The organism is Cronobacter sakazakii, assembly GCF_000982825.1.
Lineage (GTDB): Bacteria > Pseudomonadota > Gammaproteobacteria > Enterobacterales > Enterobacteriaceae > Cronobacter > Cronobacter sakazakii.
Genome location: NZ_CP011047.1, coordinates 3,698,885 through 3,721,892, shown reverse-complemented (window position 1 = coordinate 3,721,892; position 23,008 = coordinate 3,698,885). Strand labels below are relative to the sequence as shown.

Annotated in this window: 22 protein-coding genes; 19 read left to right on the top strand and 3 right to left on the bottom strand. The window is 57.6% G+C overall.

What is annotated here, in order from left to right; all coding sequences use genetic code 11:
• Positions 1 to 9: 9 nt before the first annotated feature.
• The 7 genes from CSK29544_RS17760 (at position 10) to flgL (ending at position 7,108) form a co-directional block, all read left to right on the top strand.
• The gene (locus tag CSK29544_RS17760; RefSeq protein ID WP_004385211.1) at positions 10 to 768 is read left to right on the top strand and encodes a flagellar basal body rod protein FlgF; all 759 of its coding nucleotides are present in this window, start codon (positions 10 to 12) and stop codon (positions 766 to 768) included.
• A 16-nt stretch (positions 769 to 784) separates the two neighbouring features.
• On the top strand, positions 785 to 1,567 hold the full coding sequence (gene flgG / locus CSK29544_RS17755; RefSeq protein ID WP_004385210.1) for a flagellar basal-body rod protein FlgG: 783 nt from the start codon (positions 785 to 787) through the stop codon (positions 1,565 to 1,567).
• Positions 1,568 to 1,623: 56 nt separating this feature from the next.
• Positions 1,624 to 2,322 carry a flagellar basal body L-ring protein FlgH gene (gene flgH, locus CSK29544_RS17750; protein WP_004385209.1) on the top strand — a complete coding sequence of 233 codons (699 nt, stop codon included), beginning with the start codon at positions 1,624 to 1,626 and terminating at the stop codon, positions 2,320 to 2,322.
• Between the two features lie 12 nt (positions 2,323 to 2,334).
• Complete coding sequence (locus CSK29544_RS17745) at positions 2,335 to 3,432, top strand: flagellar basal body P-ring protein FlgI (RefSeq protein WP_004385207.1); 1,098 nt, start codon at positions 2,335 to 2,337, stop codon at positions 3,430 to 3,432.
• Positions 3,432 to 4,397 carry a flagellar assembly peptidoglycan hydrolase FlgJ gene (flgJ, locus tag CSK29544_RS17740; RefSeq protein WP_007888945.1) on the top strand — a complete coding sequence of 322 codons (966 nt, stop codon included), beginning with the start codon at positions 3,432 to 3,434 and terminating at the stop codon, positions 4,395 to 4,397. Before CSK29544_RS17745 ends, flgJ begins: the two co-directional genes overlap by 1 nt.
• 75 nt (positions 4,398 to 4,472) lie before the next feature.
• Positions 4,473 to 6,131 carry a flagellar hook-associated protein FlgK gene (gene flgK / locus CSK29544_RS17735; RefSeq protein ID WP_007888943.1) on the top strand — a complete coding sequence of 553 codons (1,659 nt, stop codon included), beginning with the start codon at positions 4,473 to 4,475 and terminating at the stop codon, positions 6,129 to 6,131.
• A 14-nt stretch (positions 6,132 to 6,145) separates the two neighbouring features.
• The gene (gene flgL / locus CSK29544_RS17730; protein WP_007888941.1) at positions 6,146 to 7,108 is read left to right on the top strand and encodes a flagellar hook-associated protein FlgL; all 963 of its coding nucleotides are present in this window, start codon (positions 6,146 to 6,148) and stop codon (positions 7,106 to 7,108) included.
• Positions 7,109 to 7,189: 81 nt separating this feature from the next.
• On the opposite strand, the gene CSK29544_RS17725 is transcribed toward flgL, so the two are convergent.
• Positions 7,190 to 8,422, bottom strand: coding sequence for an MFS transporter (locus tag CSK29544_RS17725; protein WP_007866792.1), 1,233 nt, complete (start codon positions 8,420 to 8,422; stop codon positions 7,190 to 7,192).
• A 115-nt stretch (positions 8,423 to 8,537) separates the two neighbouring features.
• Between CSK29544_RS17725 and CSK29544_RS17720 the strand changes: the two genes are divergently transcribed.
• Entirely contained in the window at positions 8,538 to 9,494 is a 957-nt protein-coding gene (locus tag CSK29544_RS17720) for a LysR family transcriptional regulator (protein ID WP_007888940.1), read from the top strand.
• A 39-nt stretch (positions 9,495 to 9,533) separates the two neighbouring features.
• Here CSK29544_RS17720 and rne read toward each other — a convergent pair whose 3' ends face one another.
• Positions 9,534 to 12,710 carry a ribonuclease E gene (gene rne, locus CSK29544_RS17715; protein ID WP_007888938.1) on the bottom strand — a complete coding sequence of 1,059 codons (3,177 nt, stop codon included), beginning with the start codon at positions 12,708 to 12,710 and terminating at the stop codon, positions 9,534 to 9,536.
• Positions 12,711 to 13,277: 567 nt separating this feature from the next.
• Here rne and rluC point away from each other — a divergent pair.
• Together rluC and CSK29544_RS17705 are read left to right on the top strand one after the other, a co-directional pair.
• On the top strand, positions 13,278 to 14,231 hold the full coding sequence (gene rluC / locus CSK29544_RS17710) for a 23S rRNA pseudouridine(955/2504/2580) synthase RluC (protein ID WP_007888936.1): 954 nt from the start codon (positions 13,278 to 13,280) through the stop codon (positions 14,229 to 14,231).
• A 124-nt stretch (positions 14,232 to 14,355) separates the two neighbouring features.
• On the top strand, positions 14,356 to 15,072 hold the full coding sequence (locus CSK29544_RS17705) for a DUF3053 family protein (RefSeq protein ID WP_007888935.1): 717 nt from the start codon (positions 14,356 to 14,358) through the stop codon (positions 15,070 to 15,072).
• A 57-nt stretch (positions 15,073 to 15,129) separates the two neighbouring features.
• On the opposite strand, the gene CSK29544_RS17700 is transcribed toward CSK29544_RS17705, so the two are convergent.
• Positions 15,130 to 15,717, bottom strand: a complete 588-nt coding sequence (locus CSK29544_RS17700) for a Maf family protein (RefSeq protein ID WP_007866802.1) — start codon at positions 15,715 to 15,717, stop codon at positions 15,130 to 15,132.
• A 140-nt stretch (positions 15,718 to 15,857) separates the two neighbouring features.
• On the opposite strand from CSK29544_RS17700, the gene yceD reads away from it, so the two are divergent.
• The 9 genes from yceD to pabC all read left to right on the top strand — a co-directional run bounded on the left by yceD (position 15,858) and on the right by pabC (position 23,000).
• Complete coding sequence (gene yceD / locus CSK29544_RS17695) at positions 15,858 to 16,379, top strand: 23S rRNA accumulation protein YceD (RefSeq protein WP_007782922.1); 522 nt, start codon at positions 15,858 to 15,860, stop codon at positions 16,377 to 16,379.
• A 51-nt stretch (positions 16,380 to 16,430) separates the two neighbouring features.
• A complete protein-coding gene (gene rpmF, locus CSK29544_RS17690; protein ID WP_004385196.1) occupies positions 16,431 to 16,604 on the top strand; it encodes a 50S ribosomal protein L32 in 174 nt (57 codons plus the stop codon).
• Positions 16,605 to 16,676: 72 nt separating this feature from the next.
• Positions 16,677 to 17,711, top strand: coding sequence for a phosphate acyltransferase PlsX (gene plsX, locus CSK29544_RS17685; RefSeq protein WP_015386795.1), 1,035 nt, complete (start codon positions 16,677 to 16,679; stop codon positions 17,709 to 17,711).
• Between the two features lie 6 nt (positions 17,712 to 17,717).
• Positions 17,718 to 18,671 (top strand): beta-ketoacyl-ACP synthase III, encoded by a 954-nt coding sequence (locus CSK29544_RS17680; RefSeq protein ID WP_004385195.1) that lies wholly within the window; start codon positions 17,718 to 17,720, stop codon positions 18,669 to 18,671.
• 17 nt (positions 18,672 to 18,688) lie between these two features.
• Complete coding sequence (gene fabD, locus CSK29544_RS17675; RefSeq protein ID WP_007866804.1) at positions 18,689 to 19,618, top strand: ACP S-malonyltransferase; 930 nt, start codon at positions 18,689 to 18,691, stop codon at positions 19,616 to 19,618.
• Between the two features lie 13 nt (positions 19,619 to 19,631).
• Complete coding sequence (fabG, locus tag CSK29544_RS17670) at positions 19,632 to 20,366, top strand: 3-oxoacyl-ACP reductase FabG (protein ID WP_007707910.1); 735 nt, start codon at positions 19,632 to 19,634, stop codon at positions 20,364 to 20,366.
• A gap of 154 nt (positions 20,367 to 20,520) precedes the next feature.
• Entirely contained in the window at positions 20,521 to 20,757 is a 237-nt protein-coding gene (acpP, locus tag CSK29544_RS17665; RefSeq protein ID WP_000103754.1) for an acyl carrier protein, read from the top strand.
• 92 nt (positions 20,758 to 20,849) lie between these two features.
• Positions 20,850 to 22,091 carry a beta-ketoacyl-ACP synthase II gene (fabF, locus tag CSK29544_RS17660; protein WP_004385192.1) on the top strand — a complete coding sequence of 414 codons (1,242 nt, stop codon included), beginning with the start codon at positions 20,850 to 20,852 and terminating at the stop codon, positions 22,089 to 22,091.
• Positions 22,092 to 22,199: 108 nt separating this feature from the next.
• Positions 22,200 to 23,000, top strand: coding sequence for an aminodeoxychorismate lyase (gene pabC, locus CSK29544_RS17655; protein WP_007888933.1), 801 nt, complete (start codon positions 22,200 to 22,202; stop codon positions 22,998 to 23,000).
• The last annotated feature ends 8 nt before the right edge of the window (positions 23,001 to 23,008 follow it).

The following is a 23,008-nucleotide window of genomic DNA, read 5'->3' as shown; positions in this document are numbered from 1 at the left end:
GATGGCTTAATGGATCACGCAATTTATACCGCCATGGGCGCCGCCAGCCAGACGCTGAACCAGCAGTCTGTCACGGCGAGCAACCTGGCCAACGCATCAACGCCTGGCTTTCGTGCTCAGCTCAACGCGCTGCGCGCCGTGCCGGTAGAAGGGCTGTCATTGCCAACCCGCACGCTGGTCACGGCGTCCACCCCTGGCGTGAATATGAGCCAGGGGTCGCTCGACTACACCTCCCGTCCGCTGGACGTTGCCATTCAGGGCAGCGACGGCTGGCTGGCGGTGCAGGCACCCGATGGCACCGAAGCGTATACCCGCAACGGTAACATCCAGCGCACGGCGACCGGCCAGCTCACCATTCAGGGAAATCCTGTGATGGGTGAGGGCGGTCCGGTCGTGGTGCCGGAAGGCGCGGAAGTCACGATCGCCGCCGACGGTACGATTTCCGTACTGAACCCGGGCGACGCCCCGAACACTATCGCGCCGGTGGGCCGTCTGAAGATGGTTAAAGCCAGCGCGAAGGAAGTGGTTCGCGGCGACGACGGACTGTTTCGTTTAAACCAGCAGGCGCAGACCGCCCGCGGCGCGACGTTGCAGGCCGACCCGACTGTCACCCTGATGTCCGGGGTGCTGGAAGGCAGTAACGTGAAACCCGTGGAAGCCATGACCGACATGATAGCCAACGCCCGTCGCTTCGAGATGCAGATGAAAATCATCACCAGCGTCGATGAAAACGAGCAGCGCGCTAACCAGTTATTGTCGATAAGTTAATCAACAGGACGACACTATGATCAGTTCCTTATGGATTGCCAAAACCGGCCTCGACGCCCAGCAAACCAATATGGACGTTATCGCCAACAACCTGGCGAACGTCAGCACCAACGGTTTTAAACGTCAGCGCGCGGTGTTTGAAGATCTGCTTTACCAGACCATCCGCCAGCCGGGCGCGCAGTCTTCTGAACAGACGACGCTGCCTTCCGGCCTGCAGATTGGTACCGGTGTGCGCCCTGTCGCCACCGAGCGTCTGCACACGCAGGGCAACCTGTCTCAGACCAACAACAGCAAAGATGTCGCGATTAAAGGCCAGGGCTTCTTCCAGGTTCTGCTGCCGGACGGCACCTCCGCGTATACCCGCGACGGTTCTTTCCAGGTGGATCAGAACGGCCAGCTCGTGACCGCGGGCGGTTTCCAGGTTCAGCCGGCTATCACCATTCCTGCGAACGCGCTGAGCATCACCGTCGGTCGCGACGGCGTAGTGAGCGTGACCCAGCAGGGAACGGCGGCGCCGGTACAGGTCGGCCAGATCAACCTGACCACCTTTATGAACGACAGCGGTCTGGAAAGCATTGGTGAAAACCTCTACACCGAAACCCAGTCCTCCGGCACGCCGAACGAAAGCACGCCGGGCCTGAACGGTGCAGGGCTGCTGTATCAGGGTTATGTCGAAACCTCTAACGTCAACGTGGCGGAAGAGCTGGTCAACATGATCCAGGTACAGCGCGCTTACGAGATCAACAGTAAAGCGGTTTCCACCACTGACCAGATGCTGCAAAAACTGACGCAACTCTAAAGCCTGTTTCGGTGTGGCGTAATGCCACACCGAACGCCACTACGAAGATGAAAGCAATGCAAAAGACCGGTGCGCAACTCTGCCCTATCGCGATAGCTCTCGCATTAACCCTGTCGGGCTGTGCGTGGGTGCCTTCTACTCCGCTGGTTCAGGGCGCGACGACCGCGCAGCCCGCACCTGCCCCCGCGCCGGTGGTGAACGGTTCCATTTTCCAGTCCGTACAGCAGATTAACTACGGTTATCAACCGCTGTTCGAAGATCGTCGTCCGCGTAACGTCGGCGATACGCTCACCATTGAGCTGCAAGAAAACGTCAGCGCGAGCAAGAGTTCGTCGGCAAACGCCAGCCGCGACGGCAAGACCAGTTTTGGTCTCGATACTGTTCCTCGCTACCTGCAGGGCCTCTTTGGCAATGCGCGCGCCGATGTCAGCGCATCCGGCGGCAATACCTTTAATGGCAAAGGCGGCGCTAACGCCAGCAACACCTTCAGCGGCACGCTGACCGTGACCGTCGATCAGGTTCTCGCCAACGGCAACCTGCACGTGGTCGGTGAAAAACAGATTGCCATTAACCAGGGCACAGAATTTATCCGCTTCTCGGGCGTGGTTAACCCTCGCACCATTAGCGGCAGCAATACGGTACCGTCCACGCAGGTGGCGGATGCCCGCATTGAATATGTCGGCAACGGCTACATCAACGAAGCGCAGAACATGGGATGGCTACAGCGTTTCTTCCTTAATTTATCGCCGATGTAACAGAGGTGAAAAATGTTTAAATCGCTTACAGGATTCCTGCTGTTGCTCGTCGCGACGTTCGCGCAGGCTGACCGCATTCGTGACTTAACCACCGTACAGGGCGTGCGTGAAAACTCCCTGATCGGCTACGGCCTGGTGGTGGGCCTTGATGGCACCGGTGACCAGACGACCCAGACGCCGTTTACCACCCAGAGCCTGAACAACATGCTCTCGCAGCTCGGGATCACCGTTCCGGCGGGCACTAACATGCAGCTGAAAAACGTGGCGGCCGTGATGGTCACCGCCTCTTACCCGGCGTTCGCACGCCAGGGGCAGGCCATCGACGTGGTGGTCTCCTCAATGGGTAACGCCAAAAGCCTGCGCGGCGGTACGCTCCTGATGACGCCGCTGAAAGGCGTCGATAACCAGGTGTACGCGCTGGCGCAAGGCAACATTCTGATTGGCGGCGCGGGCGCTTCCGCAGGCGGCAGCAGCGTGCAGGTGAACCAGCTTAACGGCGGGCGTATTACCAACGGCGCGGTAATCGAGCGCGAACTGCCGACCCAGTTCGGCTCCGGCAACACCATTAACCTGCAACTTAATAATGATGACTTTACACTGGCGCAGCAGATTGCCGACACCATTAACCGCGCGCGCGGCTATGGCTCCGCGGTACCGCTGGACGCCCGTACCGTTCAGGTACGTGCACCGACCGGCGGCAGCTCGCAGGTGCAGTTACTGGCAGGCATTCAGAACCTTGAAGTGAATGTCGCGGTGCAGGACGCCAAAGTCATTATTAACTCGCGCACCGGCTCGGTGGTGATGAACCGTGAAGTGGCGCTCGACAGCTGTGCGGTCGCACAGGGCAACCTCTCTGTGACGGTTAACCAGCAGGCCAACGTCAGCCAGCCGAATACGCCATTTGGCGGCGGCCAGACGGTCGTGACGCCGCAAACCCAGATCGATATGCGCCAGAGTGGCGGTGCGCTGCAACGCGTTACCTCCAGCGCCAACCTGAACAGCGTGGTACGTGCGCTTAACGCGCTGGGCGCCACGCCGATGGACCTGATGTCGATTCTGCAATCCATGCAAAGCGCGGGCTGTCTGCGCGCCAAACTGGAAATCATCTGATGCTGACTGATAGCAAATTACTGTCCAGCGCCGCCTTTGACGCGCAATCACTGAATGACCTGAAAGCGAAGGTTTCAAAGGATCCGAACGGCAACCTGAAATCGGTTGCCCGTCAGATGGAAGGGATGTTCGTGCAAATGATGCTGAAAAGCATGCGCGAAGCGCTGCCCAAGGATGGGCTGTTCAGTAGCGATCAGACCCGGCTTTACACCAGTATGTACGATCAGCAAATCGCCCAGCAGATGACGGCGGGCAAAGGCTTAGGCCTCGCTGACATGATGGTCAAACAGATGGGCGGCGAGGCGGCTTCCACCGAGCAGCCCGCTGCCGCGGCGGATAACGTGGCTCAGGTGCCGATGAAGTTTGATATCGACACCATGAACAGCTACCGCAACCAGGCAATTACCCAGATTGTGCGCCAGGCGATGCCGAAAGCGCCGACCAACGAAGAGCCGCTCTCCGGCGACAGCAAAGACTTCCTGGCGCAGCTTTCGCTGCCTGCGAAACTTGCGAGCCAGCAGAGCGGCGTGCCTCATCACCTGATTCTGGCGCAGGCTGCGCTGGAATCCGGCTGGGGCCAACGCCAGATCCGCAAAGAGAACGGTGAGCCGAGCTTTAACATTTTCGGCGTGAAGGCGACATCGTCCTGGAAAGGGCCGGTGACCGAAATTACCACCACCGAATATGAAAACGGCGAAGCGAAAAAAGTGAAGGCGAAGTTTCGCGTTTACGGCTCTTATCTTGAGGCGCTGTCCGATTACGTGGGCATGCTGACGCGCAACCCGCGCTATGCGGCGGTGACTACGGCCGCGTCGGCGGAAGAGGGCGCGCAAGCGTTACAGAACGCCGGTTACGCGACCGATCCGAACTACGCCCGCAAGCTGACCAGCATGATCCAGCAGATGAAATCGTTCGGTGAAAAGGTGAGCAAAGCGTACAGCCAGGATATCTCGTCGCTGTTCTGAAACCACTCAAGTTCTCTTAAGCGCTGCCGATAATTATCGTCAGGACCCGCATATGAATGTTCAAAAGGAACCTCCATGTCCAGTAGCTTAATTAATAGCGCCATGAGTGGCCTGAGTGCGGCACAAACCGCACTGAGCACGGTGAGCAATAACATTTCTAACTATAACGTCGCAGGCTATACCCGCCAGACCACCGTTCTGGGGCAGTCTAACAGCACCATGACGCAGGGCGGCTGGGTCGGCAACGGCGTTTATGTTTCTGGTATTCAGCGTGAATATGATGCGTTCATCACCAATCAGCTGAACGCCGCGCAAAACCAGAGCAGCGGCTTAACCACCCGCTATGAGCAGATGTCGAAAATCGACGATATGGTCTCTGGCACCACCAACAATATCTCCACCACTATGCAGGATTTCTTCAAAAGCCTGCAGACGCTGGCTAGCAACGCCGAAGATCCGGCAGCGCGTCAGACCCTGCTCGGTAAAGCTGACGGTCTGGTAAACCAGTTTAAAGTGGTGGATCAGTATCTGCGCGACCAGGATAAACAGGTCAATACGGCCGTGACCGCCAGCGTCCAGCAGATCAACAACTACGCGACCCAGATTGCGTCGCTGAACGAACAGATCACCCGCCTGACCGGTATGGGCGCGGGCGCGTCGCCAAACGATCTGCTGGATCAGCGCGATCAGCTGGTGAGCGAACTGAATAAAATCGTCGGCGTGGATGTGTCCGTTCAGGACGGCAACACCTTTAACGTGACGATGGCGAACGGCTATAACCTGGTGCAGGGCAGTAAGGCAAGCCAGGTGGCTGCCGTGCCGTCCAGCGCCGATCCGTCTCGTACGACGATTGCATTTGTCGACAAGACCGCCGGGAACATTGAGATCCCGGAAAAGCTGGTCACCAGTGGTTCACTGGGCGGCCTGTTCGCCTTCCGCAGCGAAGATCTCGATCAGGCGCGTAATAACCTTGGCCAGATAGCGCTGGCTTTTGGTGACGCGTTCAACAAACAGCACGAAGCGGGCTTTGACGCTAACGGCGACGCCGGTAAGGCTTTCTTTAAGCTCGGTTCTCCGGCGGCCATGAGCAACGCGCGTAACACGGGCTCCGCTTCGCTGACGGCAAGCATTACCGACAGCACGGCGGTGAAAGCCAGCAACTACCAGATGGCGTATGACGGCACGAACTGGAAAGTGACGCGTCTGTCTGACAACGTCACCGTGAACGCGACGCCGACCACCGATGGTGCCGGCAACGTGACCGCGCTGGAGTTTGACGGCCTGAAGATCGGCATTACGGGCGCGGCTGCGAACAAAGATACCTTCATCGTGAAGCCGGTTAACGACGTCATCATCAGCATGGATGTGAATGTCCATGACGAGTCTGAAATCGCGATGGCGTCAGACGCGACCTCTGGCGAGAGCGACAACCGTAACGGCAAAGCGCTGCTGGATCTGCAAAACAGCAAAGTCGTCGGCGGCAGCAAAACGTTTAACGATGCTTACGCGGCGTTTATCAGTGAAGTGGGTAACAAAACCAACACGCTGAAAAGCTCCAGTACGACCCAGACTAACGTGGTCACGCAGTTGACTAACCAGCAGCAGTCCATTTCCGGGGTTAACCTGGATGAAGAATACGGCAACCTGCAACGCTATCAGCAGTACTACATGGCGAATGCTCAGGTGCTGCAAACCGCGTCCGCGCTGTTTGACGCGCTTCTCCAGATTCGCTAACAGGGAACCGAACGATGCGTATTAGTACACAAATGATGTATCAGCAGAACATGCGGGGCATTACCGACTCGCAGAGTACCTGGCTGAAATACGGTGAGCAGATGTCCACCGGTAAACGCGTTAACCGTCCGTCTGACGATCCGATCGCCGCAGCCCAGGCTGTGGTGCTCTCCCAGGCACAGGCGCAGAACGAGCAGTACACCCAGGCGCGTACCTTCGCGACGCAGAAAGTGTCGCTGGAGTCGAGCGTCCTGTCTCAGGTGACAAGCGTTATCACCTCCGCGCAGGAAAAAATCGTTTACGCGAACAACGGTACGCTGAGCGACACTGACCGTGCGTCGGTCGCAACTGACCTGCAGGGGATGCGCGATCAGCTGCTGAACCTGGCAAACAGCACCGATGGTAATGGCCGCTATATTTTCGCTGGCTATAAAACCGATGCCGCGCCGTTCTCCGGTACGCCTGGCAACATCACCTATAACGGCGGCACCGAAAACATCACGCAGCAGGTGGATTCCGCGCGCACGATGGTTATCGGCCATACCGGCGATCTGGTGTTCAACCGTATCACCAGTAACGCCAAGCCGGAGCCGGATGGATCGCCGAGCGAAACCAACCTGTTTAAAATGCTCGACTCCGCTATCGCCGCGCTGAAAACGCCGATGGAAGGCGCGGATGAAACGACCCAGCAGGGCCTGCTGGACGCCGTATCTAAAACTTCGCGTGGGCTTAGCAACGCACTGGATAACGTCGGCACCGTGCTGGCGGAAGTCGGTACTCAGCATAAAGAGCTGGAAAACCTCGATCAGCTGGGCGCGGAACGTACGCTGGGCCAGACGGCGCAGATGAGTAACCTGGTGGATGTGGACTGGAACTCGGCCATCTCCTCCTACGTGATGCAGCAGGCGGCGCTTCAGGCTTCCTACAAAGCGTTTAGCGATATGCAGGGCATGTCGCTGTTCCAGTTAAATAAGTAAGTTTGTCGATTTGAAGCATGTCATGAAACTGGGCATGCTTGATGTGCCCGCCTCGTTATTCTGAGGCGGGCTTTTTTTTGCTTATTGTGCAGCCTGTTGCGCTGCAATTTCTGTCGGACGCGCTTTCTGTGTGAGGCGAATCACCAGCGCCACGCCGCCTGCAAGCGTTGCCAGCGCCACCACGGCAGGCCAGCCGCCCAGCGCCCAGGCTTTACTGCCGAGCAGTGAACCGAGGGCCATACCCACAAACACACCGGTAAAGAGCAGGGCGTTAAGACGACCGCGCGCTTTCGGCTCAAGGCTGTAAACCAGCGTCTGATGCGCCACCAGCGACGACTGCAACCCTAAATCAAAACCGACCGCCGCGACGGCAATCAGCACCAGTTGCATGGAAGGCGAAAGCAGCGGCAGCGCAAACATGGCAGCAAATGAGATCATCACCAGAAGGCTGCCGAGCTGCGTGACACGCGCCGGGCCAAAACGATCGGACAGCGCGCCCGAGAGCGGAGCGGCCAGCGCGCCCGCAGCCCCCGCCAGACCGAAAGCCCCCGCGACGGCGCTTCCCATGTGGAATTTATCGGCCAGCATCACCGCGAGCATCGACCAGAACGCGCTAAAGCCAATCGACAGAAACCCTTGCGCCATCGCCGCGCCGCGCAGCGTCGGGTAGCGTTTCCACAGACCACCCATCGAGTGCAGGAGGGCCGGATAGCTCAGCGTTGCATGGGTTTCAAAACGCGGCAGTACGCGCCACAGCACCAGCCCAATGAGCGCGATGCTGGCGGCGGCGAGCTGATACATTACCCGCCAGCCAAAGGCCGCGCTGATAACGCCGCTCACCGAGCGGGAGAGCAGAATGCCAAGCAACAGACCGGTCATCACGGTGCCGACGATTTTACCCTGCTGGCCGGCAGGGGAGAGGATCGCGGCGGCGGGCACGATATCCTGCGCCATAGTCGCCATCATGCCCACCAGCAGGCTTAATACCAGCAGGCTGTGCAATCCGCCGCTCAGGCTGTAGAGCGCCAGCATCACGGCGAGCGCCAGGCATTTCACCAGAATCAGCGTGCGGCGGTCATGGCGATCGCCCAGCGGCAGCAAGAACAGAATACCAAGCGCGTAGCCCGCCTGGGTCAGCGTCGGGATAAGGCCCATGCCGTCAACGCTCAGATGCAGATCGCTGCCGATAAGCGGCAGGATGGGCTGCGCGTAGTAAATCGAGGCGACGCTCAGGCCCGTCGCCATCGCCAGAATCAGTATCAGTAATCGTGAGAGCCCAGGGGCGGGTTGTGCAGCGTTGTTATGGTTATTCATGGTGAAACCCTCGTAAGTAGTCAGTGCGAAGGATTGTCCGCCCGCGGCGGCTGGCGCGGTAGAGGGCGACATGATAAAACGGTTATACGTCTGGCGTATGACAGAGAGAAATAAGATGGGTATTGAGCGTATAGACCGCGTGGAGCTGATGCATACCTTTGTGCGCATTATTGAGAGTGGCTCGCTCTCCGCCGCCGCGCAACAGATGAATACCACCCAGGCGACCGTCAGCCGTCGGCTGAAATCGCTGGAAGATTTACTTGGGGCGAGGCTCCTGCTGCGTACCACGCACGCCATGAAGCTCACCGATGACGGCGAGCGCTGCTATCAACATGCGCGCAGCGTGCTGGCGAGCTGGCAGGCGCTTGAGGATGAAATCAAAAACGCCGAAGGGGAGCCGGTTGGCGTCCTGCGTGTGCGTGCGCCGCACGCGTTTGGTCAGGATCAGCTTATCGCGCCGCTTACCGCGTTTTTAAACCGTTATCCGGGGCTGTGCGTCGACTGGATGCTGAACGACAAATCGCCGGACTTTATCAGCGATAACATCGACTGTGCGCTGCACGTCGGCCCGGATATCGACCCGTCGGTGATTGCCGTTGAGCTCGCCGAGGTGCCGCGCATCGTGGTGGCGTCGCCTGAGCTTCTGGCGCGTCACCCGCCTGTCGAGGATATTGACAGTCTCGCCGCGCTGCCGTGGGTGGCGCTCAGCACGTTTTACCGGCGTGAAGTCACGCTGCATCATACCGGGAGTGGCGAGCGGCAGGCGTTTACGGTGCTGCCGCGGCTCAGTTCCGACAGCCTGTACGCTATCCGTCGCACGATCCTTAACGGGCTTGGCGTGGGGATGATTTCCGCGTGGGCGGTGGAGGAGGATTTGCGCGAAGGGCGTCTGGTGCAGCTGTTACCGCAGTGGCAGGCACCCGCGCTACCGGTGTATCTGCTCTATCCGTGGGCGCGTTACTATCCTGCGCGGCTGCGCCGTTTTCTGGAACTGATGAAAGCCGTGATGCCCGAGCTTGCGGGAATGCGGCAGGTGACCGCCACCAAAAAAACAGGGGAAAGCAGGCAATAAAAAAGCCGGTCATTGACCGGCTTTTTTGTGCGGGGAAGGTTACTCCACCGGCTGAGGACGCGTTGCAGGGGCAGAGGCCTGATGGGTGGCGCTGTGGCCGCCCGCAGCGCCTTTACCGCTGAACTCGAACGCCGGGCGAACCCAGTCGCTATGACGCGGCGGCTCCGGGACATATTCCGGTGCCGGTGCGCGGGTCATTGGTGCTGAGGCGACGCTTGCGGACGCGACAGCCACCACCGGCGCTTTGACGTCGTCTTGCGGCGTTTCAACCGGCGCGGCTTCCGCGGCTTTCACCGGCTCATCAGCAATCACTTCCGGCTGAGGTGCCTGTTCAGGCGCGCTTTCTGCGATGACAGCAGCGGCTTCTTCACGAGGCGCTTCTTCAACAACCGGGGCGTCAGCCGGAACGGCTTCCTGTGCGACCTCCTCAGCGACGGCCTGATCCTGCGGCTCGATAAGCTGCGGCTCGGCGTCGACCGGCGCGGCAATCGCTTCAGGATGCGTGGTTTCCACCACCGGCTCCTGCGGTGCAGTTTCCACCACAGACGGCTCGACCACCACGGCTTCAGCGACCGGCGCAACCGGTGCTTCAGTCGCCAGGGTTTCAGCCACCGGTGCGGTGTTCTGCTCCAGCTGCTCTTCCTGCTCCTGTACACGCGGCAGCGGGTAACGGATCCAGACTTTACCGGACGCCATCTCCGGCGACGCGCACGCGACGGTCAGCGGCATCGGCGACTGGGTCGGGTAACGCTCGTCACGGTAGCGACGACGGCGCTGGCCACTAACGCGCAGGTGACGCGGAGAACGGCGGGAGCGACGCGGCATACCGGCGTTTTCGCTGCCCGTCTGGTTGGTCTCTTCAGCGACGGCTGGCGTTTCCACGTTGGCTGGCAGCGCCAGCGGTGCGGCTTCTTCGCGCGGTTCAGCGACCGGCGCGTCGGTGGTGCCGACAGCCTCTGCTTCCGCTGCGGATTCGATACGCACTTTCTGGCTCAGCTGGCGCGGTTTACGGCGCGGCATCACCTGAACAACCCGATCTTCCTGTTCCGTCTCTTCCACCGCTTCATCACGGTTCAGCGCGCTGACTTCCTGCTGCGCCTGACGTTTTTCGTCAGAGCGACGGCGGTTACGTTCGCGGCGCGGAGACTGCGGCTGATCGTCACGGGATTTCTGCTTTTCAGCGGCTTCTTCAGCGACCGGGGTGCGGGTTTCACGCGCCTCGGCGTTCTGCTGCTGCTTCTCACGACGATTACGGCGGTTCTCTTCGCGCGCTTCGCTGTTGTCACGATTCTCGCGATTATCGCGATTATCTCGGGACGGACGCTCGCCGCGTTCACTGCGATCGCCACGCTCGTTACGGTCGCGACGGTTGTTCTGACGACGACCGTTGCGGCGCTCTTGTTGTTTCTCGTCGCGGTTTTTCGCAGGCTGCTGCTCCGGCTCGCTCGCGACAGGCTGTGCCTGCGGCTCGCTGGCGAAGAGGCTCTTCAGCGCGCTGATGGCGCGGCTCAGGAAGCTTTCTTTGGCAGGCGCTGCGGCGTTGACCGGCGCTTTCGGCGCGGCGGTTTCGGCTTTCGGTGCGGCGGTTTCCTGCGGCACTGGCGGTACGTCCGGCATCACGAACGTGGCGAGCGCAGGCTGCTCAGGACGTTTACGCTCGGCGTATTCGTCTTCAGACGGCAGCGCCATCGCTTCTTCATGCAGCTTCGGCAGCATGTAGCTCAGGGTATGCGTCTCTTCGCCTTTACGCACGCGCAGTACGGAGTAGTGCGGCGTTTCCATCTGATCGTTTGGCACGATCACGCAGCGCACGCCGCCCTGACGGGTTTCGATAGCGGTGATGGCTTCACGCTTCTCGTTAAGCAGGTAGGAGGCGATAGGCACCGGAACGATAGCGTGAACTTCCCGGGTGTTCTCTTTCAGCGCTTCTTCTTCAATCAGACGCAGAATGGAGAGCGACAGAGATTCGTTATCGCGGATGGTGCCGGTGCCGCTACAGCGCGGACAGACGTGATGGCTGGATTCGCCAAGCGACGGGCTCAGGCGCTGACGGGACATCTCCAGCAGGCCGAAGCGGGAAATATGGCTAATCTGGATGCGCGCGCGATCCTGACGCACCGCTTCGCGCAGACGGTTTTCCACCGCGCGCTGGTGGCGTACCGGCGTCATATCGATGAAGTCGATAACGATAAGACCGCCTAAGTCACGCAGGCGCAGCTGGCGGGCGATTTCATCCGCCGCTTCCAGGTTGGTGTTAAACGCCGTCTCTTCGATATCGCCGCCGCGGGTCGCGCGGGCGGAGTTGATGTCGATAGCGGTCAGCGCTTCGGTGGTGTCGATAACAATCGAGCCGCCGGACGGCAGACGCACTTCGCGCTGGAAGGCGGACTCAATCTGGGATTCTATCTGATAGTGGCTGAACAGCGGAATTTCACCGGTGTAGAGCTTAATTTTGCTGCTGAAATCCGGACGACCCAGTGCCGCAATGTGCTGGCGGGCCAGCTCAAGCACTTTCGGGTTATCGATAAGGATTTCGCCGATGTCCTGGCGCAGATAGTCGCGAAACGCGCGCACGATGACGTTACTTTCCTGATGGATAAGGAACGGTGCCGGGCGGTTTTCAGCGGCTTTTTTAATGGCTTCCCAGTGCTTGAGGCGGAAGCTTAAATCCCATTGCAGCGCTTCGGCGGATTTACCGACGCCTGCGGTGCGCACGATAAGCCCCATGCCATCCGGCAGTTCGAGGCTTGAAAGCGCTTCTTTAAGCTCGGTGCGATCGTCGCCTTCGATACGGCGAGAGATACCGCCCGCACGCGGGTTGTTCGGCATCAGCACGAGGTAGCTGCCTGCGAGGCTGATAAACGTCGTCAGCGCTGCGCCTTTGTTGCCACGCTCTTCTTTGTCTATCTGAACGATGACTTCCTGGCCTTCGCGCAGGACATCTTTAATATTCGGACGACCATGAGAGGCGTAGTTTGCGGGGAAATATTCGCGGGCGATTTCTTTTAAGGGGAGGAAACCGTGTCTTTCGGCGCCATAATCCACAAATGCGGCTTCGAGACTGGGTTCAATGCGGGTGATTTTGCCTTTGTAGATGTTCGCTTTTTTCTGCTCGTGTCCAGGACTTTCGATATCCAGGTCGTACAGACGTTGCCCATCCACGAGGGCGACGCGCAACTCTTCCTGCTGAGTTGCGTTAATTAGCATTCTTTTCATCGTAACTTACTCGTTATTCTTACATTGACGACAAAGCTGCGGGCATGGTGACGCTGACCGGGAGTGAACCGATGGCCTCGTGACTGTTCGCGCCGTCAACCTCCCGGTTGTCGAACGCTTAAGAGGCGCAGAGTGTCGGTAGCCTGTATTTCAGGTGGAAATACAGCGCAATTATCAGAGGAATGACCGGGATTGTTTCTCCGGAAGCTTCCCTTTACCGGCCAGGCTGCAACCCGCAGCCCGCTAACTGCCTGAAAGTTCAACACGTCTTACGCCATTGCCGCGTGGAAGGACTGTCAGGCAAAACTGGTAATTCCGCAAAATTCCTTGTCTAAACAAGTCTCAACACGGAAAACAGTCGCATTATTCCATTGCTAAGCTTGATATAGCAAGCTGACTTTTGCCCTTTATCACCGACTTACTCACAGTTTTTTAACTTCTTGTTCGTCAGTTCCGCCGAAGCGGTGACAAAACGAACTCATTAGCTGTGTGAATCGATGAGTTAGTAAATATAAGCATATAAAAATGTGTGGCGCTACGGGCATCCGGTATTTAGAATCGCGCACCATGAAAACAGAGACTCCATCCGTAAAAATCGTTGCCGTTTCCGCCGATCAGGCCGGGCAGCGTATCGATAATTTTTTGCGCACCCAGTTGAAAGGCGTGCCAAAAAGCATGATTTACCGCATCCTGCGCAAAGGCGAAGTGCGCGTGAACAAAAAACGCATTAAGCCAGAATATAAGCTCGAAGCGGGCGATGAGGTGCGCATTCCGCCGGTTCGCGTAGCGGAACGCGAAGAAGAGGCGGTTTCTCCACACTTACAGAAGGTGGCGGCGTTAAGCGACGTTATCCTTTATGAAGATGACCATATTCTGGTGCTGAATAAACCGTCCGGTACGGCCGTACACGGCGGCAGCGGGCTGAGCTTCGGTGTTATCGAGGGGCTGCGCGCGTTGCGCCCTGAGGCGCGTTTCCTTGAGCTGGTACATCGCCTCGATCGCGATACCTCCGGCGTGCTGCTGGTGGCGAAAAAACGCTCGGCGCTGCGTTCCCTGCATGAACAGTTGCGCGAGAAAGGGATGCAGAAAGATTATCTGGCGCTGGTGCGCGGACAGTGGCAGTCGCATGTGAAAAACGTGCAGGCGCCGCTTCTGAAAAATATTCTGCAAAGTGGCGAGCGTATCGTGCGCGTGAATCAGGAAGGGAAACCCTCCGAGACGCGTTTTAAAGTGGAAGAGCGCTTTGCCATTGCGACGCTGGTACGCTGTAGCCCGGTGACAGGACGCACGCATCAGATCCGCGTTCATACGCAGTACGCGGGCCACCCAATCGCGTTTGACGATCGCTATGGCGACCGCGCGTTTGACGCGCAGCTGGCGTCAACCGGCCTTAACCGGCTTTTCCTGCATGCGGCGGCGCTGCGCTTTGAGCATCCAGGCACTGGCGAGACGATGCGTATTGAAGCGCCACTGGATGACGAACTTAAGCATTGTCTGAAAGTGTTACGCGCGGGCGGCTGACAGCCTCCCGAATGTAGTAGTTCTCAGGTTTGCCTCCCCGCGTTGCGGTTTGAAATGCACTATACTGAACACCCGGCTTCGGCCGGGTGTTTTTTTATACAATTACAACCGCATGGAGATGAAAATGGCCTGGTTACAATCCCGGACATGGAAACGTGTTTTCTTTACCCTGTTTCTGACAGGCATGGTGTGGCAGCTCGCTGGATGCGATAACGATAAAGAACCGGAGCAGCGCAAAGCGTTTATCCAGTTCCTCCAGACTCGCATTCTGCCGTCTGAAAAACTGTCCGTCCCGACGCTGACCGCGCAGGAAAAAGAGAGCTTTGGCAAGTACGCTGATGATTATGCCATCCTTAGCGATTACTCCAGCGAAATGACCACGGCGTTTTCCGGCAACGATCAGGCGATGCGCCAGATGCGCAGCGTGACCAGTGCGAAAGATATGGTGGAAAAGCGCGACACTATCGAGAAATCCCGCAAAGAAGTGGGGAATATCGAGTCAAAACGTGCCGACGCCATGAAGAGCGTGGAAGATCGTTATTCCAAACTGAAACAGCCGGACGACCTGAAAGCGGTGTTTGACCAGGCCTATCAGAAAACCGTGGTGCGCCCGAACGCGCTGCTGACCCAGACGCTGTCGCTGACCGACGCCATTCTTGGCCAGGCGCTGGATATCGGCAACTACCTGAACAGCCTTGGCAATAAAGTGCAGTACACTGGCGCGATGGCGCAGTTTACCGACCAGAAACAGCTGGATCTGTTTAACGAAAAACTGAGCGCGATGCGTGAGAAGCAACAAGAGCTGCTGACCGTTGCGCGCCAGCTGGCAGGCATGCAGTAAGCCTCGCTCTGCACTATAAAAAAGCCCTGCATTGCAGGGCTTTTGCGTTTTAAGCGCTCAGCGATGGGCGAGAGGATCGACCCCTTCGTTTCTGAGCATTTCACAAAGCCGAATGAGAGGCAGGCCCACCAGCGTGTTCGGGTCGCGCCCGTCAAGACGCTCAAAGAGCGTGATGCCAAGCCCTTCGCTTTTAAAACTGCCCGCGCATTGCCACGGCGTTTCGCGATGCAGATAGTTTTCGATTTCACTTGTACTGAGCGAGCGGAAATGGACGTGAAAGGGCTCGCAGTCGACCTGATACGCGCCGGTCTCGCTATTAAAAAGCGCGAGGCCAGTATAAAACGTCACAACGTTACCGCTGGCCTGTTGCAACTGCTTAACCCCATTTTCAAAGGTGTGTGGTTTGCCGGTAATGGTATTATTCAGCACGCAAACCTGATCGCTGCCGATAATCAAATGCCGGGGATATTTCTCCCGCAGCGCTTGCGCTTTTTGCAAAGCCAGCCTTAATACTAATTGTTGTGCGGTTTCATCCGCGTAAGGGGTTTCGTCGGTCTCGGGGGCTGCGGTTTCAAAAGGTAAACCGAGCTTTTCTAACAGGCTACGGCGGAACGGCGACGTGGAAGCAAGCACGATTGAGGTCATATTTTTCAGGGAAAGATAGCGAATCGATGAGCGCTATTTTAAACTGTCGGCCGCAATGTGTGCGAATAAATGGTAAAAGGTGTTTCAAACCCGCCTTTTTCTTTGACTCTATGACGTTACAAAGTTAATATGCGCGCCCTATGCAAAAGGTAAAATTACCCCTGACTCTTGATCCGGTTCGTACGGCTCAAAAACGCCTCGATTACCAGGGTATCTATACTCCTGAACAGGTAGAGCGTATCGCCGAATCTGTGGTCAGTGTGGACAGCGATGTCGAATGCTCCATGTCGTTCGCTATCGATAACCAGCGTCTCGCCGTAATGAAAGGCGATGCGACGGTTACGGTAACGCTCGCGTGTCAGCGTTGCGGCCAGCCGTTTAGTCATCAAGTCCACACAACGTATTGTTTCAGCCCGATCTCTAACGACGATCAGGCGGAAGCACTCCCGGAAGCGTATGAGCCGATTGAAGTTAATGAATTCGGCGAAATCGACCTGCTGGCAACGGTTGAAGATGAACTCATCCTCGCTCTGCCTGTAGTTCCGGTGCATGATTCTGAACACTGTGAAGTGTCCGAGGCGGACATGGTCTTTGGCGAACTGCCTGAAGAGGCACAGAAACCAAATCCATTTGCCGTGTTAGCCAGTTTAAAGCGTAAGTAATTGGCGTTTCCCGCGCGAGCAGGAATAAGCCGTAATTGAGGAGTAAGGTCCATGGCCGTACAACAGAATAAACCCACTCGTTCCAAGCGCGGTATGCGTCGTTCTCATGACGCGCTGACCGCTGTCACCAGCCTGTCTGTAGACAAAACTTCTGGTGAAACCCATCTGCGTCACCACATCACCGCCGACGGTTACTACCGCGGTCGCAAGGTTATCACTAAGTAATCACGCGCAAGCGTGGTTGAGCTTAGTGCGCTTTCCCCGCTTAAGCGGGGATAACCGTAACCTGGCGATATCTTGACACCTCTAACCCTGGCGTTAGATGTCATGGGCGGGGACTTTGGTCCTGCCGTGACAGTGCCTGCAGCATTGCAGGCACTGAATTCTGATCCACATTTGCATCTTCTTTTAGTCGGCGATCCCGACGCCATCACGCCATTACTTGCCAGAGCTGATTTTGAACAACGTTCGCGGCTGCAGATCATTGCGGCAGAGTCGGTTATTGCCAGTGATGTCCGTCCTTCACAGGCTGTGCGCAACAGCCGCGGCAGTTCTATGCGTATCGCGCTGGAGCTGGTGAAAGAAGGGCGCGCGCAGGCCTGCATCAGCGCCGGAAACACCGGCGCGCTGATGGGGCTTGCTAAACTGCTGCTTAAACCGGTCGACGGGATTGAGCGGCCCGCGCTGGTGACGGTGCTGCCGCATCAGCAGAAAGGAAAAACGGTGGTGCTCGATTTAGGCGCCAACGTGGATTGCGACAGCACGATGCTCGCGCAGTTTGCGATTATGGGCTCGGTCATGGCGGAAGAGGTGCTCGGCATCGAGAATCCGCGCGTCGCGCTGCTCAATATCGGCGAAGAAGAAACGAAAGGGCTGGATAGCATCCGTGACGCAGCCGCGTTGTTAAAAACGGTGCCATCGTTGAACTATATCGGCTATCTCGAAGCCAACGAATTACTGACCGGCAAAACCGATGTGCTGGTATGCGACGGTTTTGTCGGTAACGTCACGCTAAAAACGATGGAAGGTGTTGTCAGAATGTTCCTTTCGCTGCTCAAATCGCAGGGCGAAGGAAAAAAGCGGTCGTGGTGGTGGCTTTTATTAAAGCGTTGGTTACAAAAAAGCCTCTCAAGGCGATTCAGTCACCTCAACCCCGACCAGTATAATGGCGCCTGTCTGTTAGGATTGCGCGGCACGGTGATTAAGAGCCACGGTGCAGCCAATCAGCGAGCTTTTGCGGTCGCGATTGAACAGGCAGTGCAGGCGGTGCAGCGACAAGTCCCTCAGCGGATTGCCGCTCGCCTGGAATCTGTATTACCCAAGAGTGACTGAGCGTACATGTATACGAAGATTATTGGTACAGGCAGCTATCTGCCTGAACACGTGCGGACGAACGCCGATCTGGAAAAAATGGTGGAAACCTCTGATGAGTGGATTGTCACTCGCACTGGTATCCGCGAGCGTCGCATTGCGGCGCCCGGCGAAACCGTCGCCACTATGGGCTACGAAGCGGCACTGCGCGCCATCGACATGGCCGGTATCGACAAAGAACAGATTGGCCTGATTATCGTCGCCACCACCTCCGCCACGCACGCTTTCCCGAGCGCCGCCTGCCAGGTGCAGGGCATGCTCGGCATCAAAGGCTGCCCGGCATTTGACGTTGCCGCCGCCTGCGCCGGTTTTACCTATGCGTTAAGCATTGCCGATCAATACGTGAAATCCGGTGCGGTCAACAACGCGCTGGTGATTGGCTCAGATGTGCTGGCGCGTACGCTCGATCCTGAGGATCGCGGTACGATCATTCTGTTCGGCGATGGCGCTGGAGCAGTTGTACTGGGTGCCAGCGAAGAGCCGGGCATTCTCTCCACGCATCTGCATGCCGACGGCAGCTACGGTGAACTGCTGACCCTGCCAAACCAGGATCGCGTAAACCCGGACAGCCCGACCTTCCTGACGATGGCCGGGAATGAAGTCTTTAAAGTGGCAGTCACGGAACTGGCACATATTGTCGACGAGACGCTGGAAGCCAATAAACTGGATCGCGCCGATCTCGACTGGCTGGTACCGCATCAGGCGAACCTGCGCATTATTAGCGCCACTGCGAAAAAACTCGGCATGTCGATGGATAATGTCGTTGTCACTCTCGACCGACACGGCAACACCTCTGCGGCTTCCGTGCCATGTGCGCTGGATGAAGCAGTACGCGACGGGCGTATTCAGCGGGGCCAACTGGTGCTGCTGGAAGCCTTCGGCGGCGGCTTTACCTGGGGTTCCGCACTGGTTCGTTTTTAATCGAGAAGGATAAAAAAATGACGCAATTTGCTTTTGTATTCCCGGGCCAGGGCTCTCAGGCCGTGGGAATGCTGTCTGACATGGCGGCAAATTTCCCCGTTATTGAAGCGACATTTCGCGAAGCCTCCGCGGCGCTGGGCTATGATCTCTGGGCGCTGGTGCAGCAAGGCCCGGCGGAAGAGCTGAACAAAACCTGGCAGACGCAGCCTGCGCTGCTGACCGCTTCCGTCGCGCTGTGGCGTGTATGGCAGGAGCAGGGCGGTAAAGCGCCTGCGCTGATGGCCGGTCACAGTCTTGGCGAATATTCCGCGCTGGTGTGCGCGGGCGTTATCGATTTCGCTGATGCGGTTCGTCTGGTTGAACTGCGCGGTAAATTCATGCAGGAAGCGGTGCCGGAAGGCACGGGCGCGATGGCCGCGATTATTGGTCTGGATGATGACGCGATTGCCAAAGCCTGTGAAGAAGCGGCTGAAGGGCAGGTGGTTTCACCGGTTAACTTCAACTCGCCAGGCCAGGTGGTTATCGCTGGTCACAAAGAAGCCGTTGAGCGTGCGGGCGCTGCCTGTAAAGCCGCGGGCGCCAAACGTGCGCTGCCGCTGCCGGTGAGCGTGCCATCCCACTGCGCGCTGATGAAGCCTGCCGCTGAGAAACTGGCTGCTGAGCTTGAAAAAATTACGTTTAACGCCCCGCAGATTCCGGTAGTAAACAACGTTGATGTGAAATGCGAAACGTCGCCGGAAGCTATCCGCGATGCGCTGGTGCGCCAGCTTTATAGCCCGGTGCAGTGGACGAAGAGCGTTGAATTTATCGCGGCGCAGGGCGTCACGCAGCTGTATGAAGTGGGCCCGGGCAAAGTGCTGACCGGCCTGACAAAACGTATTGTTGACACCCTGACGGCGGCGGCGATTAACGAGCCTGCCAGCCTGTCAGCGGCACTTGCGCAATAAAACGAGGAAAACCATGAGCTTTGAAGGAAAAATCGCGCTGGTCACCGGTGCGAGCCGCGGTATCGGCCGCGCTATCGCCGAAACCCTGGCCGCACGTGGCGCTAAGGTTATCGGCACCGCGACCAGCGAAAGCGGCGCGCAAGCGATTAGCGACTATCTGGGCGCGAATGGCAAAGGCCTGATGCTGAATGTGACCGATGCGGCATCCATCGAATCGGTTCTGGAAAATATTCGCGCAGAATTTGGCGAAGTGGATATTCTGGTCAATAATGCCGGAATCACCCGTGACAACCTGCTGATGCGAATGAAAGATGACGAGTGGAACGATATCATCGAAACCAACCTGTCATCGGTTTTCCGTCTGTCAAAAGCGGTAATGCGAGCTATGATGAAGAAACGTCACGGTCGCATTATCACTATCGGTTCTGTGGTCGGTACCATGGGAAATGCCGGTCAGGCCAACTACGCTGCGGCGAAAGCGGGTCTTATCGGTTTCAGTAAATCGCTGGCACGCGAAGTGGCGTCCCGCGGTATTACGGTAAACGTTGTTGCTCCGGGCTTTATTGAAACGGACATGACGCGTGCGCTGTCTGACGATCAGCGTGCGGGTATTCTGGCGGAAGTTCCTGCGGGTCGTTTAGGCGACGCAAAAGAAATCGCCAGTGCGGTTGCATTTTTAGCCTCTGACGAGGCCGGGTACATCACTGGTGAGACCCTGCACGTCAACGGCGGAATGTACATGGTTTAACCACGAATAAAATTATTTGCGTTATCAGGGCAATTGCCCGCAAAATAGCGTAAAATCGTGGTAAGACCTGCCGGGATTTAGTTGCAACTTTTTCAACATTTTATACACTACGAAAACCATCGCGAAAGCGAGTTTTGATAGGAAATTTAAGAGTATGAGCACTATCGAAGAACGCGTTAAGAAAATTATCGGCGAACAGCTGGGCGTTAAGCAGGAAGAAGTTACCAACAATGCTTCCTTCGTTGAAGACCTGGGCGCTGATTCTCTTGACACCGTTGAGCTGGTAATGGCTCTGGAAGAAGAGTTTGATACTGAGATTCCGGACGAAGAAGCTGAGAAAATCACCACCGTTCAGGCTGCCATTGATTACATCAACGGCCACCAGGCGTAAGTGAACATCTCCAGGCGGTCGCTCGACCGCCTGAGTTTTATCTTTTAGTCCCACAAGTATCTACTAATATCATCCCTCCCTGGAGGACAAACGTGTCTAAGCGTCGTGTAGTTGTGACCGGACTGGGCATGTTGTCTCCTGTCGGCAATACCGTAGAGTCTACCTGGAAAGCTCTCCTTGCCGGTCAGAGTGGCATCAGCCTGATCGACCATTTCGATACTAGCGCCTATGCAACGAAATTTGCTGGCTTAGTAAAGGATTTTAACTGTGAAGAGATCATCTCGCGCAAAGAACAGCGCAAGATGGATGCCTTCATTCAATATGGAATTGTCGCCGGCGTACAGGCCATGCAGGATTCCGGCCTTGAAGTGACGGAAGAGAACGCCACCCGCATCGGCGCGGCTATCGGTTCCGGCATCGGCGGCCTTGGCCTTATCGAAGAAAACCACAGCTCGCTGGTTAACGGCGGCCCGCGGAAAATCAGCCCTTTCTTCGTGCCATCAACGATTGTCAACATGGTGGCCGGTCACCTGACCATCATGTACGGTCTGCGCGGTCCCAGCATTTCCATCGCCACTGCGTGTACCTCAGGCGTGCACAACATCGGCCATGCGGCGCGTATCATCGCCTATGGCGATGCTGACGTTATGCTCGCAGGTGGTGCTGAGAAAGCCAGTACGCCGCTTGGCGTCGGCGGTTTCGGCGCGGCGCGTGCGCTCTCCACCCGTAACGATAACCCGCAGGCGGCAAGCCGTCCGTGGGATAAAGACAGGGATGGTTTTGTGCTGGGCGACGGCGCGGGCATTATCGTACTCGAAGAGTACGAGCACGCGAAAAAACGCGGCGCGAAGATTTACGCTGAACTGGTCGGTTTTGGTATGAGCAGCGATGCTTACCACATGACCTCTCCGCCGGAAAACGGCGCAGGCGCGGCGCTGGCGATGGTCAACGCACTGCGTGACGCCGGTATCGACGCAGGCCAGATCGGTTATGTCAACGCGCACGGCACTTCTACGCCTGCAGGCGACGTTGCCGAAGCGCAGGCAGTGAAATCGGTCTTCGGCGACGCGGCAAAACGCGTACTGGTGAGCTCCACCAAATCGATGACCGGCCATCTGCTTGGCGCGGCGGGTGCGGTAGAGTCTATCTACTCCATCCTCGCGCTGCGCGATCAGGCTGTTCCGCCGACCATCAACCTGGACAATCCGGACGAAGGCTGCGACCTCGACTTCGTTCCGCATGAAGCGCGCCAGGTAAGCGGTATGGAGTATACCCTGTGTAACTCCTTCGGCTTCGGTGGCACCAACGGCTCTCTGATCTTCAAAAAGGTCTGACAGTCGTCACAAAGGCCCGCCCCGCGCGGGCCTTTGTACATTCTCCCTTCCTCTTGCTCCCTGTCGGTCATCCTGCGAGACTAATGCGCTACCCGTTAAGGAGCCTCTATGCTGTTAATTAATGGTATCGAACAGGATTGCCTGTCGGCGACCGATCGCGCCGTGCAGTTCGGTGATGGCTGCTTTACGACCGCACGCGTACGTGATGGCGTCGTTCATTTACTGGAAGCGCATCTGGCGCGCCTGCACGAAGGCTGTGAGCGGCTCATGATCCCCGTGCCGGATATCGACACGTTGCGTAACGAAATGCGCCAGGCGGCGCAGGGACAGGGTAGCGCAGTCGTGAAAGTTATTATTTCCCGCGGCGCAGGCAAGCGCGGCTACAGTATTGCCGGTTGCAGCGCGCCCACGCGTATTGTCTCGCGCAGCGCGTACCCTGACTTTTATTGCGAATGGCGCGAGCGCGGCGTGAGCCTCGCAACAAGCCCCGTGCGCCTCGGGCGCAACCCCCACCTTGCAGGCATTAAACATCTTAACCGGCTCGAACAGGTGTTGATCCGTACGCATCTTGAGCAGACATCCGCCGATGAGGCGCTGGTGCTTGACAGCGAAGGGTGGGTTACGGAATGCTGTGCGGCTAATTTGTTCTGGCGTAAAGGAAAAGCGGTGTTCACTCCCCGTCTCGATCAGGCTGGCGTTGACGGCCTTATGCGGCGTCATATTATTGGTTTGCTGAATCAGTCAGTCTGGCGATTGTCTGAAATTAACGCGCCCGCCAGTGCGCTTGAAGAGGCGGATGAAGTCTTCATCTGTAACGCGCTGATGCCGCTGGTGCCGGTGCGCAGCATTGACGGCCACGCTTACGCCTCGCGCGAACTGTATCACTACCTCATTCCCCACTGCGAATAACCGGGTTC

Bases quoted from the DNA above. Each gene is read 5' to 3' on its own strand.
- CSK29544_RS17680 (WP_004385195.1), top strand. From the start codon at position 17,718: ATGTATACGAAGATTATTGGTACAGGCAGCTATCTGCCTGAACACGTG.
- flgJ (WP_007888945.1), top strand. From the start codon at position 3,432: ATGCTGACTGATAGCAAATTACTGTCCAGCGCCGCCTTTGACGCGCAA.
- CSK29544_RS17700 (WP_007866802.1), bottom strand. From the start codon at position 15,717: ATGACCTCAATCGTGCTTGCTTCCACGTCGCCGTTCCGCCGTAGCCTG.
- CSK29544_RS17725 (WP_007866792.1), bottom strand. From the start codon at position 8,422: ATGAATAACCATAACAACGCTGCACAACCCGCCCCTGGGCTCTCACGA.
- yceD (WP_007782922.1), top strand. From the start codon at position 15,858: ATGCAAAAGGTAAAATTACCCCTGACTCTTGATCCGGTTCGTACGGCT.
- CSK29544_RS17705 (WP_007888935.1), top strand. From the start codon at position 14,356: ATGGCCTGGTTACAATCCCGGACATGGAAACGTGTTTTCTTTACCCTG.
- rne (WP_007888938.1), bottom strand. From the start codon at position 12,710: ATGAAAAGAATGCTAATTAACGCAACTCAGCAGGAAGAGTTGCGCGTC.
- flgK (WP_007888943.1), top strand. From the start codon at position 4,473: ATGTCCAGTAGCTTAATTAATAGCGCCATGAGTGGCCTGAGTGCGGCA.
- fabD (WP_007866804.1), top strand. From the start codon at position 18,689: ATGACGCAATTTGCTTTTGTATTCCCGGGCCAGGGCTCTCAGGCCGTG.
- acpP (WP_000103754.1), top strand. From the start codon at position 20,521: ATGAGCACTATCGAAGAACGCGTTAAGAAAATTATCGGCGAACAGCTG.
- flgL (WP_007888941.1), top strand. From the start codon at position 6,146: ATGCGTATTAGTACACAAATGATGTATCAGCAGAACATGCGGGGCATT.
- CSK29544_RS17720 (WP_007888940.1), top strand. From the start codon at position 8,538: ATGGGTATTGAGCGTATAGACCGCGTGGAGCTGATGCATACCTTTGTG.
- rpmF (WP_004385196.1), top strand. From the start codon at position 16,431: ATGGCCGTACAACAGAATAAACCCACTCGTTCCAAGCGCGGTATGCGT.
- rluC (WP_007888936.1), top strand. From the start codon at position 13,278: ATGAAAACAGAGACTCCATCCGTAAAAATCGTTGCCGTTTCCGCCGAT.
- fabG (WP_007707910.1), top strand. From the start codon at position 19,632: ATGAGCTTTGAAGGAAAAATCGCGCTGGTCACCGGTGCGAGCCGCGGT.
- flgH (WP_004385209.1), top strand. From the start codon at position 1,624: ATGCAAAAGACCGGTGCGCAACTCTGCCCTATCGCGATAGCTCTCGCA.
- pabC (WP_007888933.1), top strand. From the start codon at position 22,200: ATGCTGTTAATTAATGGTATCGAACAGGATTGCCTGTCGGCGACCGAT.
- CSK29544_RS17745 (WP_004385207.1), top strand. From the start codon at position 2,335: ATGTTTAAATCGCTTACAGGATTCCTGCTGTTGCTCGTCGCGACGTTC.
- CSK29544_RS17760 (WP_004385211.1), top strand. From the start codon at position 10: ATGGATCACGCAATTTATACCGCCATGGGCGCCGCCAGCCAGACGCTG.
- flgG (WP_004385210.1), top strand. From the start codon at position 785: ATGATCAGTTCCTTATGGATTGCCAAAACCGGCCTCGACGCCCAGCAA.